The sequence below is a fragment of the Burkholderia sp. Tr-862 genome (genome assembly GCF_011753085.1).
Classification (GTDB): domain Bacteria; phylum Pseudomonadota; class Gammaproteobacteria; order Burkholderiales; family Burkholderiaceae; genus Burkholderia; species Burkholderia ambifaria.
The window spans coordinates 1-14,543 of sequence record NZ_VWWG01000034.1 but is presented as its reverse complement, the minus strand read 5'-3'; the positions used below and the strand labels follow the sequence as shown (position 1 = coordinate 14,543).

13 protein-coding genes and 1 tRNA gene are annotated in these 14,543 nt (G+C 66.7%); 5 read left to right on the top strand and 9 right to left on the bottom strand.

The window, feature by feature from the left end:
- Positions 1-65: 65 nt before the first annotated feature.
- The 3 genes from F3J14_RS12950 to ompR all read right to left on the bottom strand — a co-directional run bounded on the left by F3J14_RS12950 (position 66) and on the right by ompR (position 2,930).
- Positions 66-614, bottom strand: a complete 549-nt coding sequence (locus F3J14_RS12950; protein WP_006478563.1) for a peroxiredoxin — start codon at positions 612-614, stop codon at positions 66-68.
- Positions 615-802: 188 nt separating this feature from the next.
- On the bottom strand, positions 803-2,164 hold the full coding sequence (locus F3J14_RS12945) for an ATP-binding protein (protein WP_105785532.1): 1,362 nt from the start codon (positions 2,162-2,164) through the stop codon (positions 803-805).
- A 40-nt stretch (positions 2,165-2,204) separates the two neighbouring features.
- Positions 2,205-2,930, bottom strand: coding sequence for a two-component system response regulator OmpR (gene ompR / locus F3J14_RS12940; RefSeq protein WP_004199523.1), 726 nt, complete (start codon positions 2,928-2,930; stop codon positions 2,205-2,207).
- Between the two features lie 267 nt (positions 2,931-3,197).
- On the opposite strand from ompR, the gene F3J14_RS12935 reads away from it, so the two are divergent.
- The 3 genes from F3J14_RS12935 to F3J14_RS12925 all read left to right on the top strand — a co-directional run bounded on the left by F3J14_RS12935 (position 3,198) and on the right by F3J14_RS12925 (position 6,408).
- Positions 3,198-3,476: a hypothetical protein gene (locus F3J14_RS12935; RefSeq protein ID WP_166723320.1), complete on the top strand. Its 279-nt coding sequence runs from the start codon at positions 3,198-3,200 to the stop codon at positions 3,474-3,476.
- Positions 3,477-3,596: 120 nt separating this feature from the next.
- Entirely contained in the window at positions 3,597-5,129 is a 1,533-nt protein-coding gene (locus F3J14_RS12930; protein ID WP_166723319.1) for a DUF1800 domain-containing protein, read from the top strand.
- 67 nt (positions 5,130-5,196) lie between these two features.
- Positions 5,197-6,408, top strand: coding sequence for a DUF1501 domain-containing protein (locus F3J14_RS12925; protein WP_166723318.1), 1,212 nt, complete (start codon positions 5,197-5,199; stop codon positions 6,406-6,408).
- 25 nt (positions 6,409-6,433) lie between these two features.
- On the opposite strand, the gene hpnD is transcribed toward F3J14_RS12925, so the two are convergent.
- A complete protein-coding gene (gene hpnD, locus F3J14_RS12920) occupies positions 6,434-7,267 on the bottom strand; it encodes a presqualene diphosphate synthase HpnD (protein ID WP_166723317.1) in 834 nt (277 codons plus the stop codon).
- Between the two features lie 237 nt (positions 7,268-7,504).
- Between hpnD and F3J14_RS12915 the strand changes: the two genes are divergently transcribed.
- A tRNA-Leu gene (locus F3J14_RS12915) sits at positions 7,505-7,591 on the top strand.
- 227 nt (positions 7,592-7,818) lie between these two features.
- On the opposite strand, the gene F3J14_RS12910 is transcribed toward F3J14_RS12915, so the two are convergent.
- The 5 genes from F3J14_RS12910 to F3J14_RS12890 all read right to left on the bottom strand — a co-directional run bounded on the left by F3J14_RS12910 (position 7,819) and on the right by F3J14_RS12890 (position 12,901).
- On the bottom strand, positions 7,819-8,925 hold the full coding sequence (locus F3J14_RS12910; RefSeq protein ID WP_166723316.1) for an acyltransferase: 1,107 nt from the start codon (positions 8,923-8,925) through the stop codon (positions 7,819-7,821).
- 231 nt (positions 8,926-9,156) lie between these two features.
- Complete coding sequence (locus F3J14_RS12905; protein ID WP_006752038.1) at positions 9,157-9,387, bottom strand: hypothetical protein; 231 nt, start codon at positions 9,385-9,387, stop codon at positions 9,157-9,159.
- A gap of 101 nt (positions 9,388-9,488) precedes the next feature.
- Positions 9,489-10,598, bottom strand: a complete 1,110-nt coding sequence (locus F3J14_RS12900) for a class II histone deacetylase (RefSeq protein ID WP_166723315.1) — start codon at positions 10,596-10,598, stop codon at positions 9,489-9,491.
- A gap of 16 nt (positions 10,599-10,614) precedes the next feature.
- Positions 10,615-11,832 carry an MFS transporter gene (locus F3J14_RS12895; RefSeq protein WP_166723314.1) on the bottom strand — a complete coding sequence of 406 codons (1,218 nt, stop codon included), beginning with the start codon at positions 11,830-11,832 and terminating at the stop codon, positions 10,615-10,617.
- Between the two features lie 22 nt (positions 11,833-11,854).
- Positions 11,855-12,901 (bottom strand): porin, encoded by a 1,047-nt coding sequence (locus tag F3J14_RS12890; protein ID WP_166723313.1) that lies wholly within the window; start codon positions 12,899-12,901, stop codon positions 11,855-11,857.
- Positions 12,902-13,203: 302 nt separating this feature from the next.
- Between F3J14_RS12890 and F3J14_RS12885 the strand changes: the two genes are divergently transcribed.
- On the top strand, positions 13,204-14,349 hold the full coding sequence (locus F3J14_RS12885; protein WP_166723312.1) for a LuxR C-terminal-related transcriptional regulator: 1,146 nt from the start codon (positions 13,204-13,206) through the stop codon (positions 14,347-14,349).
- The last annotated feature ends 194 nt before the right edge of the window (positions 14,350-14,543 follow it).

The following is a 14,543-nucleotide window of genomic DNA, read 5'->3' as shown; positions in this document are numbered from 1 at the left end:
ATGGGTTGGCCGTTAAAAAAGCCCGCAGGCAGGACGTGCGCCGCGGGCTTCGTGCATCGATGCGCTTACAGCGTTGCGCCGCCGACTGCACGGTTGCACGGGCACAGTTCGTCCGTTTGCAGGCCGTCCAGAATGCGCAGGACTTCTTCCGGGCTACGGCCGACGTTCAGGTTGTTCACCGAAACGTGCTGGATCGTGTTGTCCGGATCGACGATGAACGTCGCGCGCAGGGCCACGCCGGCTTCCTTGTCGCGCACGCCGAGCTGGTCGATCAGCTCGCCCTTGACGTCGCCGAACGAGTAGTGGTTCAGCTTGTCGAGGTCCTTGTGCTCACGGCGCCATGCAAGCTTCACGAATTCGTTGTCCGAGCTGCCGCCGAGCAGGACGGCGTCGCGCTCTTCGAACTGCTTCGTCAGCTTCGCGAACTCGACGATTTCCGTCGGGCACACGAACGTGAAATCCTTCGGATAGAAGTAGATGATCTTCCACTTGCCCGGGAACGACGCTTCGGTGACGGTCTCGAACGCCGACTGGCCGTTTTCCTCGTGATTGTTGAAGCCCGGCTTCGCGGCTACGACGGTGAATGCTTCGAGTTTATCGCCCACGGTTTTCATGCGGATACTCCTGTGTGAGTTGGGAAGAAGACTGAGTCAAGCTACCTCGGTGCTGCAACGTTGATGTGACAGCATGCGAAGACTGTAACACTATTAGACGAGCGATTCAATAGATTTTGACTAACGATTCCCATAGTTTTTTTCAACCGCAGCGATAGTGTGACGCCCAAGCGGCATGCGCGAACGCGTCACGCCGTCGCACGCGCCTTGCCGGCGCCGGGGAATTCGAGCGTGACTTCGAGGCCTGCGTCGGGGCTGCGGTTGCGCAGGCGCAGTGCGCCGCGATAGCGGCCGACGAGGCGCAGCACGATCGCCATGCCGAGCCCCGTGCCGTCCGCCTTGGTGCGCGCCGTGTCGACGCGGTAGAACGGCCGCATCACGAGCGGCAGCTGGTCCTCGGGGATGCCGGGACCTTCGTCGCTCACCGACAGCTCGACCCGTGCGTGCGACACGCGCGTCTCGAGCGTGATGCGCGACACGCCGTCCTGCCGGCTCTGGCCGTATTTGCGGGCGTTCTCGACGAGGTTGCCGATCACGCGGCGCATGTCGGTCTCGTCGGCTTCGATCACGGCGCTCGGCGCGAGCCGCGTGCGGATCTCGACGCCGTCCTCGCTCGATACGCGCGCGGCGACTTCGTGCGCGATCGACGACAGGTCGACCGGCTCCGGCTTGCGCTGGGACGGACGCGCGTAGTCGATGAAGGCCGCGATGATGCGGTCCATCTGCTCGATGTCGTCGACCATCGCATCCTTGGTCGCCTGGTCGGACGGACTCATCTCGGTCTCGAGCCGCAGCCGCGCGAGCGGCGTGCGCAGGTCATGCGAGATGCCCGCGAGCATCAGCGCGCGATCGGCCTCGAGCTGTTCGAGGTCGCGCACCATCTGGTTGAAGCTGCGGTTGGTCTCGGCCGCGACACCCATCCCGCGCTCGGGCAGCAGCTCGGGAGTCTGGCCCGAGCCGATCTGGCGTGCGGCGAGCGCGAGCCGTGAGAACGGCCGGTTCACGAGGCTCGTGATGAACGCGGAGCCGAACAGCGACAGCGCGAGCGCGAACAGGCCCCAGCCCGCCCACTGCAGGCCCGTGACGCTGTCGAGCTGGTCGCGGTCGAGCGCGACCCAGTAGTCGTCGTCGTCGATCTTGAAGCTGATCCACACGCCGGGAATGTCGTTGACCGACTGCGCGATCACGGTCTCGTCGCCCAGCCGGCTGCGGATATCGTGTTCGATCAGGCGGTTCAGCGATTCGTCGGGCTGCAGCTTGAACTTGTCGGTTTTTTCGCGCGGGTAGACGCGCACGCCCTCGTTGCTCTCGAGATCCTGCAGCAGCGCGCGCCGCAAATCGGGATCGGAATAGAGCAGGGCGGTGCGCGTGAGCTTCACGATCGCGACGAGCTGGAGCGCGACGCGCTGCGCACGCGGCTCGCGCTCGATCACGCGAAAGCTCTGGAACCACGCGGCGAGACTGACCGAGATCAGCAGCGCGATCAGCAGGAAGGTGCGCCAGAACAGCCCGCCGAACGCGAGCTGCAGGAGGCGCCGGTCGATACGCATGGGACGGGCCGAGGACAGGCGAAACCGGAAAGGAAAAAGATCAGGCGGCGCCGTCCGGAATGAACACGTAGCCGAGGCCCCAGACAGTCTGGATGAAACGCGGGCTGCCCGGATCCGGTTCGATCAGCTTGCGCAGGCGCGAGATCTGGACGTCGAGGCTGCGGTCGAACACTTCGTATTCACGGCCGCGCGCGAGCTCCATCAGCTTCTCGCGCGACAGCGGCTGGCGCGGATGACGCGCGAACACCTTCAGCACCGAGAATTCGCCGGTGGTCAGCGGAATTTCCTGGCCCGACTTCGTCAGCGTGCGCGTCGCGAGGTTCAGCGAGAACTCGCCGAACTCGAACACCTCGGTGGTTTCCGACGGCGCGCCCGGCAGTTCGGCCGGCGCCTGGCGGCGCAGCACCGCGTGAATGCGCGCGACGAGTTCGCGCGGGTTGAACGGCTTCGGCAGGTAGTCATCGGCGCCCATCTCGAGGCCGACGATGCGATCGACATCCTCGCCCTTCGCGGTGAGCATGATGATCGGCGTGCGATCGTTGCTGCCGCGCAGGCGGCGGCAGATCGACAGGCCGTCTTCGCCCGGCAGCATCAGGTCGAGCACGAGCAGGTCGAAGCGCTCGCGCACCCAGAGCTTGTTCATCGCAGTCGCGTTCTCCGCGACGTATACGTTGAAACCCTGCTCGCCGAGATATCGGCGCAGCAGATCGCGCAGGCGCGGGTCGTCGTCGACGACGAGAATCTTGGAGGGGTTTTTCGTTTCCATGAGCGGCATCTTATCGCGAATGGGAAATCACGCACGGTTGCGTAATTTCGCGCGTTACAGTCCGTTACAAAATTTACCCGTAGTGTCGCGCGGAGTAAAGGCAGGCTATAGAGATTCCTTTACTCGAAGCCGAAATTCGGTAGATACTCCCCTGCACTCCATCTTTCATCTTTGTACACCCGAATTCCGCAGGGTTTTTCAAGTACCAGAGGTAACCGGTTGCCGCGTGACGAAGCGAACAAATCGACCAGAGAAGCGAGGACGGTCATGCGATCTGCGCGGATTGCACTGATGCTGACGATCGCACTTGCCGGTCCATATGCGTCGAACTTCGCGTATGCGCAGCGCCCCGAGCCGGGCGCATCGTCGCGCAAGCTGCAGCGCGGCAAGGCGCCGCAGTCCGACCGCGCCGCCGACACGGCGGTCCGGTCCGCCGTGCCTCCCGATCTCGATCAGCACCGCCGCGACGGGCACATGACGCCCGAGGAACGCCACCTGCTGCGCCAGCACATCGAAGACGCCGTTCGCGAGCTGTACAAGCGCTGACACGCACGCGTGCTCGCACGGCAACGAAAGATTCCGTAGCAATTTTCCCGTCAACTTTCGCATGCGTGCTGCCGTTGAACCTCCATCCGCACCGCCGGTGCGTTCCGGGAGTCCACGACGATGAAAGCGAACGCTGCCGCCCCGACATCGCCCGCCATGCAGGCGCCGCTCGACGCCGACGATGCGCTGTTCTTCCTGAGCCGTACCGGCTTTTCTCCCGCACCGGCCGAGGTCGCCCGCATCGTCGGCATGACGCGCGCGCAGGTCGTCGCCGATACGCTCGGCAACGTGCGCCGCGACCCCGTGACGCCCTGGCCCGACTGGGTCGCCGAGTTGCCGCCGACCCGCGCGCAGCGCCAGGCGCTGACCCCCGACATGCGACGCGACGAGCAGCGCGAACGCAATCGCCGCTACGATGCATTGCGCGCGGCGTGGGTCAACGAGATGGTCGCGACGCCGTCGCCGCTCACCGAGCGCATGACGCTGTTCTGGCACGGGCACTTCACGTCCGGGCAGGACAAGGTCACGTATCCGCAGACGATGGCCGCGCAGCATGCGCTGTTTCGCCGCGAGGCGCTCGGCAGCTTCGACACGTTGCTGCATGCGGTCGCGAAGGATCCGGCGATGCTCCAGTATCTCGACGGCGCGAGCAATCGAAAGGGACGCCCGAACGAGAATTTCGCGCGCGAGGTGATGGAGCTGTTCACGCTCGGCGAAGGGCACTACACGCAGCACGACGTGACCGAAGCCGCGCGTGCGATGACCGGCTGGAGTGTCGATCCCGATACGCTGCGCTTCGTGGCGCGGCCCGAGTGGCACGACACGGGCGACAAGACGATACTCGGCGAGACCGGTGCGTTCGACGGCGACGGGTTTCTCGACATCCTGCTGAAGCGGCCCGACACCGCACGCTTCATCGCGGGCAAGCTGTGGCGCGAGTTCGTGTCCGATACGCCGGACGCTGGTGCGCTCGAGGTCGTGGCCGAACGGTTTCGCGCGAGCGGCTACGACATACGCACGGCGCTCGCCGCGCTATGGTCGACCGACGCGTTCTGGGACCCGGACAATCGCGGCGTGCTCGTCAAGTCGCCGGCCGAGTTCGTCGTCGGGTCGGTGCGGCTGTTCGACGTCGCGTACGGCGATCCGCAGATGCTCGCGAACACCGTGCGCACGCTCGGGCAGAACCTGTTCTATCCGCCGAACGTGAAGGGCTGGCCGGGCGGCGCGATGTGGATCAACAGCACCACGCTGCTCGCGCGCAAGCAGTTCGTCGAACAGCTGTTCCGCGCGACCGAGGCGGCCGGCATGCGGGCACCCGCGCATGCGATGGCGCAGCCGTTGCCGAATGCGCGTGCGCATGCGATGCCGGTTGCGGACACCGCCTCCGGCGCCAGCATGCCCGGTGCCGGTATGCCCGGTGCCGGTACGCCCGGTGCGTCGGTCAAGCCGGCACGCGGCGGCCTGCGGTTCGACCTCGAGCGCTGGCTCGCGCAGTATCGTGTGCGGCCCCAGGCGCGCGCCGGCTTGTCCACCGAGCTTCAACTGCAGCACGCGGTTCTGGCGGTGTCGCCGGTCGCGGCGATCGATACGGACTCGACCGGCAGCGCGTATCTCGAGGCATTGCTGATGGATCCGGCCTATCAACTGAAATGACCGAAACGACGACGAACAGGCGCGCTGCAGCGGTGGCCATGCCGCGCGGCGAACCGAAGGATGCACGATGAACCGACGTGATTTTCTGACGCTCACGGGCGCCGCGGCCGCGGCGGGCGTGTCGTTGTGGCAGCCGGCCGCGCAGGCGGCTTCGATGCCCGCGGCGGGGCGGGCCGGCTATGCGAACGTGCTGATCCTCGTCGAGCTGAAGGGTGGCAACGACGGCCTCAACACGGTGGTGCCGTATGCGGATCCGCTCTACTACCAGTTCCGCCGCGGCATCGGCATCAAGCGCGACCAGGTGCTCCAGCTCGATGCGCATACGGGGCTGCACCCGGCGCTCGCGCCGTTGATGCCGCTGTGGCGCGACGGGCAGGTCGCGATCGTGCAGGGCGTCGGCTATCCGCAGCCGAACCTGTCGCATTTCCGTTCGATCGAGATCTGGGATACCGCGTCGCGCTCGGACCAGTACCTGCATGAAGGCTGGCTCACGCGCACGTTTGCGCAGGCGCCGGTGCCGCCGGGCTTCGCGGCGGACGGCGTCGTGCTCGGCAGCGCCGAGATGGGACCGCTCGCGAACGGCGCGCGCGCGATCGCGCTCGTCAATCCCGCGCAGTTCATTCGCGCGGCGCGGCTGGCCGAGCCGTCGTCGCTGCGCGAACGGAACCCGGCGCTCGCACACATCATCGACGTCGAGAACGACATCGTGAAGGCAGCGGACCGGCTGCGCCCGCGCGGCGGCATGCGCGAGTTCAGGACGGCCTTTCCGGCCGGTACGTTCGGTACGTCGGTGAAGACCGCCATGCAGGTGCTCGCGGCATGCGAAGCGTCGGGGCCCGGCGCGCAGGACGGCGTCGCGGTGCTGCGGCTCACGCTCAACGGGTTCGACACGCACCAGAACCAGTCGGGACAGCACGCCGCGCTGCTCAAGCAGTTCGCGGAAGGGATGGGTGCGATGCGCGACGCGCTGATCGAGCTCGGGCGCTGGAACCAGACGCTCGTGATGACGTATGCGGAATTCGGGCGGCGCGTGCGCGAGAACCAGAGTAACGGCACCGATCACGGTACCGCCGCGCCGCACTTCGTGATGGGCGGCCGCGTGGCCGGCGGGCTGTACGGTGCGGCGCCCGCGCTCGGGCACCTCGACGGCAACGGCAACCTGCCGGTCGCGGTCGATTTCCGTCAGCTGTATGCGACCGTGCTCGGGCCGTGGTGGGGGCTCGATACGACGCGCGTGCTGCAGCAGCGCTTCGACACGCTGCCGCTGCTGAAGGTGTGATGGGGGTCGTGCGTTGCAGCGCGGGTCAGCGGCGGCGCGCGGCGCGCCATGCGATCCACAGCTTGCGGATCGGCGTCAGCGCGATGCGCTGGTGCAGCACCTGGTAGCCGTCGCGCTCGATTTCGTCGAGCAGCGCGCCGGCCAGTGCGATCTGCGCACGCAGCGTGCGTTGCGCGCGGCGTTCGGAGGCGGGGATCGCTGCGTCGGCGGCGGCGAGCGCTTCGCGCGCGCGGGCCGTCTGAAACTGCAGCAGCTCGGTGAAGGCCGGGCTGTAGCGGCGGTTCAGCAGGTCGGCCGCGGTCACGTTGTAGCGTTGCAGTTCGTCGATCGGCAGATAGATGCGGCCATGGCGCGCATCGTTGCCGAGCTCCTGCACGAATTGCGCGAGCATCAGCGCGCGGCCGGCATCCGCGGCCCACGGCTGCGGCTCGGCCGGATTCGCGGCGCTTGCGCGCGCGACCAGCGACGCGAAGGTGCTGCCGACCTGCGCGATGTAGCGCTGCAGGTTCGCGAAATCCAGGTAGCGCGCCTGTTCGAGATCCATCCCGTAACCGTTGACCAGCGTGCGCAGCGCATCGGCTTCGGCCGCGATCGCCGGGTGATGCTGCGCGAGTGCCTTCGTGACCGGGTGCGACGGTTCGCCGGCGGCGAGCGCCGCGAGTTCCTTGTGCCACCACGCGAGCTTCGTGTGTCCGACGGTCGGGTCGCTGGTTTCCTTGACGGTTTCCTCGAGTTCGCGGCGCAGCGCGAACAGGGCGGTCAGGCGCGGTTCGGCGGCGAGCGGCGCCTGGCGCAGCGCGTAGTAGACGCTGGAGCCCGCGGGGGCGGCCTTTTGCTGACAGTAGTCGTCGAAGTTCACGGGTGGGATCGTGGCGGAGGCGGGTTCGGGGGCGCGTGCCGGCGCGTGGCCGGCACGTCGAGCGCGGCATTCTAGCACCGCTGTCCGGCGGGCGCCGGCGGGGCGAGACAACGCCGCACAGATCGGGTAGAATCTCGCGCTCGCCTGATCGGGCGTGCCGGTTTTCGGGCCGGCATGAAGTCCGGGGCGCGTGGAGAATGCATCTTGCGTGCCGCGCGGTCAGGTGACGGACAATACGCGTGAGTGGCGAAATTGGTAGACGCACCAGGTTTAGGTCCTGACGCCCGCAAGGGTGTGCCGGTTCGAGTCCGGCCTCACGCACCACATATCCTCCCAAGCAGGTTCAGGTTTGGAAAGAAAGCCCCGTCAGTCAAGTACTGACGGGGCTTTTTGTTTCCAGCGTTGCCTGGCGTTCGATTGATGCCCACGGAATCGGGGACATCGAAATACCCGCATGCCCGGACGCCCCTTGGGGGGGTATCGCATCCACGGCAGGGAGAAACGGATGGCCGTGGGAATCCGTTATCAACCCATCGCAACTGATTCGTACATTAACGTTGATGCGCCGGCGCAGACGCGCTTCGGTGGCCCATCAGCGTCCTCAAGATATTCTTGCCGGGGAGTTCGATCGTCCTGTATGTCAACCACGACAGCGCGATCGTCGCGACGAAAAAGGCGACGAAGAAGCTGCGGCTGCTATATGGCAACTCGTGTCCGGATGCGACGCCCAGGATGTGCACAGCGAGTTGCATCGGAAAATGCACCAAATAGATCGAATATGAAATGGAGCCGAGGAACACGAGGGGAGCAAGTTTGAGCACCTTGTTGACGACCGTCCCTCGCATCGACCCGACAATCAATGTCGGGAAGCAAACCAGCGTAACCACGATGTCCAGACCACTCGAAAATCTGGAGCTGGCGCAGTAGTAAAGGAAGCACGCGGTCGACGCAACTGCAAGGAGGTCATAGACGGGTTTCGGAATCGAGATCTTGTCGAACACGTCGTTGATGCGTAACAGTGCGACGCCGATACAGAAGCCGAACGTCGCGCGGAAAATGTCATTGTCGATGCCGAACAGGGTCGTGTCGCTGATCAGGCCGTTGCGAAAGATGGCTGCGAGCGCGACCACGAATCCAGTTCCCACCAGAATGGCGGACAGCCTTTTCCGGGTCGAAATGGCCGCAAGGAAGGCGATGTTCACTACGAACTCGGCAGAAATTGACCACGATGGCGCGTTGAACGAGAAGCCCCGCTCGAGTCCGGTTCTGTTGAGCAGCAGCAGGTTGAGAACAAATTCCCGCTTGTCGTTGTAGATGTAGGTAAAAGGTGGCGAGCTGAGGCGGTGCACCAACGCCCATTGCATGACCGCGACAAGGCACAGCATGACGAAGTGCAATGGATACAGGCGAGCGATTCGATCACGAAGATTCGACGAGAAATTCGGTGATCGCTTGTCATTCCAGTAGGTGCGAGCGAGCACGAACCCGGAGAGCACGAAGAAGAAGTCGACGAGCAGCAGCCCGTGGCCATAGAACGGGGCCATCAGGCTGGGAAACGGAGACGCATGAAAGTGGTTCGTGTAATGCCAGGCGATTACGCCGATCGCTGCCAATGCCCTAAGGCTATCTAGTTCGTGTAGCCGTTCGTTTCCGCTCATCGCACTATGGACTGATGTTGAATTTGCGCGATTGTATCCGAGAGAGGATTAATCTCTGGAGCGCAAACCCGCGGCTACCAGGGTGCGATCCCGAAACCATGCGCCCGCGGAGCCTGTGAACGCTTTCCGGCCGAACCGACCGGCTTGCTGCTTGTCCCGATAAGCGCGCCGCACCTGACAAAAGAAAGCGTCGCGCGTCGCCCAACCGCAGCGCTTTGTCGTTTGACGCGTCTAGTCCCAGAAACTCCGCACCGCGACCGCCACGATCACCGGCACCGAAAACACCAGCGGAATCGCGAAATACTGCGCTTCGCGATCGACGATCCAGCTATAGATCAACCACGCCACGCCGATCGCGAACGTAATGAGGCCGACCAGCACGGCGGCGATATTCAGAGCCAGCTTCGAAGGCTGGCGGCGCGCTTTGTCGTTGGTGTCGGGTTCGCGCGGAGACGATTTCATCTGACGAGGGGCCTGGCAGGTGTAAAAGCACAGGAAACCCCATCCGCACCGATCGCGCAAGGGCCGGCGCATGCCGGCCCCGTATCTTGTGTGAAGGCCCGTTACAACCCGAACGACGCCGCCAGTTCGTCGAGCAGCTCGCGCTGGAACGCGACGAACCGCTCGCCCGGCTGTTGCGCGATCGCGAGGTCGAGCATCGGATCGGCGACCTCGGTGCGCATGCCGGCCAGTTCCTCGACGATCGCGAGCCCGCAGAACGGCACGTACGCCTCCGAATACCCGCCTTCATGGACGATCACGAGCCGCCCGCCGCAGTGGCGCTGTGCTGCGTCCTTCACCGCCCGCGTCATGAACCGGTAGCTGTCGGTATGCAGCAGCATGCGCGCGAGCGGATCGACCGCGCTCGCATCGAGGCCGCTCGCGACGACGATCAGTTCCGGCCGGAACCGTTCCAGCGCCGGCAGCACGATCCGCTCGAACGCATACGGATACGCGTCGTCGCCGCTGCCTGCCAGCAACGGCACGTTCAGGTTCGCCCCGACGCCCGCGCCTTCGCCGCGGTCGCCGCCGCCGCTGTAGCCGGGCGGAAAGCAGCGGTCCTGATGCAGCGAGATCGTCAGCGTGTCCGGATCGTCGTAGTAGATCGACTGCGTGCCGTTGCCGTGATGCACGTCCCAGTCGATCACCGCGACGCGGCCGATGCCGTGCTTCGCGCGCGCGGCCTCGATCGCGATCGGAATGTTCGCGAGCAGGCAGAAGCCCATCGGGCGATCGCGCAGGCAGTGATGGCCGGGCGGCCGCGACAGCGAGAACGCGTTGGCCGCATGCTCGGCGACGACGGTGTCGATCGCCGCGATCGCGAGGCCCGCGGACAGCGTGGCGATCTCGTAGCTGCCCTTGCCGAACGGCGCGAGATCGCCGAGGTCGCCGCCGTGCGCATCGCTGAGCGCGCGGAACGCGTCGAGATAGCTCGCCGGATGGATGCGCAGCAGATCGCCGGTGGTGGCGGGCGCGGCGCTGCGCATGTCGAGGTGAGCGGCAAGGCCTGACGCCTGCACGAGCGACAGAAAGCGGCGCTTCGAATCGGGAGACTCCGCGTAACCGGCGCTCGATGGCGGCTGGACCCAGCCGCCGACCGGGAAGAACAGCGCGTGCGTGCCGCCGGTATGCCAGAAGGTGCGTTCGTCGGTGAAGAAGGCAGTGCGGTTCATGGATGAGCTTGACCTGTCACGGTTGGGAAGAAACGGAAGTCATGGGCGTGCGCGCGCGGCGATCGATATGGCGCAGCGCGGCGAACGACGCGATCGCGCCGGCGGTGGCGGCCGCGAACAGCGCATGCATCGTGCCGCCGGCATCGAGCAACAGCCCGGCGAGCAGCGGGCCGGCTGCGAGGCCCGCACCGATCACGAAATTGAGCGTCGCGACGAGGCGCCCGGACGTATCGATCTGCGCGACGGTCGCGAGAATGAACGGCAGCACGAACGTCCATGCGAACTTGAACGCGAAGATCGCGGCGCTGTAGCCGCTCGCATGCGGCAGCGCGGCGAGTGCGACGAGCGATGCCGCGAGCAGCGCATAACCCGCGGCCAGCATCGCGCGCCGGGCAAGCCGCCCGCCCGCGCACGATGCGAGCGCTGCGCCGGCAATCCCCATTACGCTCGCGATCGCGAGCACGTTGCCGGTCGACTGCGGATCGAGTCCGGCTTGCGCCGCCGCGCGGCTCGCGAACGTCCACACGCTGCCGATCGCGAGATAGAACATCAGCACCGCGCCGATCGCGAGCACGACGAAACGTCGTGACGCATCCGCCGCGGCGCCGCGCGCGGCCTGCGCCGACGCGGTCCGTGCACCGAGCGTCGCCGGAAAGCCGCGCGACAGCGGCGCTGCGAGCAGCGCAAGCACGGCCAGCGCGACATACAGCGCGCGCAGCCCGAACGCGGCGAACACGTGAGGCAGCACGAACAGGCCGATCGCGCCGGCGGTCAACTGGCCGACGACCCACAGCCCGTACACGCGATCGCTGTTCTCGCTCGTGGCCGCGCTGGTCATGCAGAGCACCATCAGCGAGCCGCCGCCGAGCGCGGTGACGGCACGCAGCGCGAGCAGCGCGCTGAAGCCCGGCATCCACAGCGCGGTCAGCAGGTTGCCGATACCGAACAGGGCGATCGCGCACGCAGCGACGCGGCGCGCGTCGACGCGGCCGAGCCACAGGTACGCCGGTACGGTGGCGAGGCTGAACGCGCCGAGTTCGACGAAGAAGTAGGTGCCGATCTGCGATGCGGACAGCCCGAGCTGCGTCGCCAACTGAGCGGCGACGGCCGGCGCGACGAGCAGCAGCAGCGGCGTGATGTCCGCGAACACGACGAGTGCGACGAGTGTCGAGCGCGCGAAGGGCGCTGCGCGGCCGTCGGACGGCGGTGCGGCATCGGAGCAAAGGGTTTTCATGGCGGGATCTCGCTGGACGGAATCAGAACAGGTGGTACATGCCGACCATCGCGCCGAACTGCGATGCGCCGGCAAGCGGCGTCGGGTCGTATTCGTAGACGGTCTGCGAGCTCTGGCCGCTGTTGCGCGCATAGCCGAGGTTCACGTAGGCGACGGTGCGTTTCGACAGCGCGTAGGTGGTGCTCGCGATGAACAGCGTCGGGTGGCCGATCGCCGGCGTGTGCGAATCGGTGTGGTAGACGCCCGCGTTCAGTCCGATTCCGCTCGCGGTCAGGTAGCGCGCGCCGCCCCAGACGATCGTGCGCGCCGCATCGAGGTCGCCGCTCAGGCGTTCGACGCCCGCATAGACGGTGAGCGGCAGTGACGCGAATGCATAACGTGCGGCGAGCGTGCCGAGCTCGCGGCGGCGCGCGGACGCGTCGTCCGCGGCGGATGCGTCGCCGTGCGCCTGATGCAGCACCGCGCTGACCGACAACCCGTTGCTCGTGTACTGGCCGCCGAGTTCGAGCACGCGCCCGGCGCGCGCGTTGCCCGCGACGCCGGCCGTTGCCGCGAGGGCTTCGACATCGAAGCCGGCGAACGTCGGCGACTGATACTTGATCGAGTGGTCGATGAAGTTCGCCGTCATCGGCACGATCACGCCCTGGCCGCTGTACGACGCGTACCACAGCGGGTCGTAGAACAGCGTCTTGTCGAACAGCACGCTGAATTGCCGGCCGAGCGTGACGGTGCCGGCCGGGCCCGCGACACCCACGTACGCGCCGCGGAAGAAGGCATAGCCGGGGGCGGTCGCGGTGCCGTCGTTGAGGTTGAGGCCCTGTTCGAGCTTGAACAGCGCGCGCCAGCCGCCGCCGAGATCCTCGTGGCCCTTCAGTCCGATCTGCGAAGGCAGGATCCCGTAGTTCTGCAGTTGCACGGCCGCGTGCCGTCCGTCGGCATGCGTCAGGTACTGCACGCCGCCGTCGAGCGCGCCGTACAGCGTGAGGGTCGATTGCGCGTGCGCGGCAACGCTGCACGCGGCGAGCGCCGCGGCGGCCGTGGCCGTGCGGATGAAGCGGGGTGTCATCACGTGGGGTTCTCCATACCGTCCTGCATCGTGTGTCGCCGGTGTTGTCGCGACGCAGTGTCCGTAGCGGGAAAGCGGGCGAACAGTCGTGCAGATGAACGGTGTGGAAAACCCGCGGTGCACGGCGTGGACGTGCCGCGACGCCGCGCTGCGGCGTGCTGCGAGGCAGCAACGGGTGGCGTACCGTTCAAATGGATGGGGCTGGCGTGTGTTCCGGCAGCGACGCCCGCCAAAAATGCCGGTCGCTATAATCGGCCGGTCTGCGTTGCGCGCATCAGCGGCCCGGTCGGGCGGGGGAGCGGAAAGTGAGGATCACGACGGATATCGGGCAGGATCTCGATGCGCTGCGCGACGTGCCGGCCGCGATCGTGCTCGACGAATCCGCATGGCCGGCGTTGCCGTCACGGCGGGCCGATTTCGACGGCGTGACGCGCGGCGATGCGGCGCAGCGCGAACTCGGCCTGATGCTGCTCGACCTGTACGCGGTCGCCGCGCAGTCGGGCATCGGCGAATTCGAGTGCCGCTTCTTTTCGCTGCTGCAGGCGCTCATCCCCTTCGACGCCGCGTGGACCGGCGTCGCAACGCACGTGCCGACCGGCCCCGTGATGCACAACAGCTTCCTGTATCGCCTTCCGCACGCGTTCTTCAGCGACTGGAAGCGCGTGCGCGACTGCGATCCGCTCGCGCAACGCACGCTGCTCGGCGCACACGGTCGAGCGGTGCGCCTGTCGGTCGTCGAACCTGGGTTCGACGCGCGGTTTCGCGACTGGTGCGTGAAGTACGGGCTGGCACAGTTGATGTGCGTGTGTACGCTCGATCACCGCTTCGGGTTGACGACCTTCATGTCGATCTACCGCCAGGGCCTGAATCGTCCGTTCAGCGACGACGACGCGAGCCGCTTCGAGGAAGTGATCCCGCATCTGGCGGCCGCGCTGACGATCAACCGCGCAGCACAGCTCACGCGCGAGCGCGACGACGCGGTTGCGCCGGCGGCACGCGCGCTGTGCGATAACTTCGGCGTGCTGCATCACGCCGATCACGGCTTCGACGACGTGCTGCGCACCGAATGGCCGACGTGGACGGGCCCGCGCGTCCCGGAGCCGCTGGTCGCGCATGGGCGGCGCCAGTCGGGCCAGCCGTTCATCGGCGATGCGTTGCGCATCCAGTGCGTGCCCGTCGCGGGGCTGTTCCAGATCGAGGCGCGGCCGCGCTCGCTGCTCGACCGGCTGAGTCCGCGCGAACTGGCGGCGATCCGCTATTACGGCACCGGGCGCTCGCACAAGGAGGTCGCCCAGCAGATGGCGATTTCGCCGACGACCGTGCGCCACTACCTGCGCTGCGCGTACCGCAAGCTCGGCATGCACGACAAGAGCCAGATCGCCGGCGTGCTCGGCGCGGCCGGCGGCCCGAGCGTCGACGAGCCGCCGGAGGCGGGCGGCGCGGCGCGCTGAATCGCTCGGGCGAATCGATGCTGCGGGTGCTTGCGCAAATGGTTGTTCCCGCAACCATTGAGCGTTATGCTCGTCAGCTCCCAGGAGACGGAATTCCATCATGAACGACACAAATTCAGGGTCGGTGCGCGCCGCGGTGGTCGGTGTCGGCGCGATCGGCGGATTGCTCGCGGCTGCGCTGTCGCGCGCCGGCA